The sequence below is a fragment of the Candidatus Binatia bacterium genome (assembly GCA_023150935.1).
In the GTDB taxonomy this organism is placed as follows: domain Bacteria; phylum Desulfobacterota; class Binatia; order HRBIN30; family HRBIN30; genus JAKLJW01.
The window spans coordinates 1-550 of the sequence record JAKLJW010000166.1; the positions used below are offsets into that span (position 1 = coordinate 1).

Sequence of the window (550 nt, forward strand, 5' to 3'; positions counted from 1 at the left end):
AGCGCGTGCACCTGGTCGGCCACTCGCTCGGGGGCGCCGTGAGCCTGATGTACACGGGCGTGTTCCCGGAGCGGGTGGCGAAGCTGGTCGCGATCGAGGGGCTGGGCCCGCCGCCGAAGCTCCTCGCGCGGCTCCGGGAGCGCCAGCCCTGGGAGCGCATGCAGGACTGGGTGCAGCAGATGCGCGGGCTCGCGGCACGCCTGCCGCGGCGCGAACGGCCGCCCTACGCCCCGTGGAGCCTCTTCTTCACGCTCGGGCTGATTGCGCTCGGCGTCGCGGTGGGCGCCTACCCGGTCGTGCGCGGCGCGACGCGCCGCCTCGAGCGGCTGCGCACGAGCGTCGACGCGCTCGGAAGCGGCGATCTCGGCGCGCGCGTGACGGTCGAGGGCAGGGACGAGGTCGCCGCGCTCGCGGCGAGCTTCAACCGCTCGGCGGCGCGGATCGAGGCGCTAGTGGGCGCGCACAAGACGCTGCTCGCGAACGCCTCCCACGAGCTGCGCTCGCCCCTCGCCCGCATCCGCATGGCGATCGAGCTCCTGAAGGCCGACGC

The 550-nt window shown here is 75.3% G+C and carries 1 protein-coding gene; it reads left to right on the forward strand.

Annotated elements, in window-relative coordinates:
• Positions 1–38: 38 nt before the first annotated feature.
• Positions 39–550, forward strand: a 512-nt coding sequence (locus tag L6Q96_23540) for a HAMP domain-containing protein (protein MCK6557521.1), incomplete at its 3' end; no start/stop codon positions are given.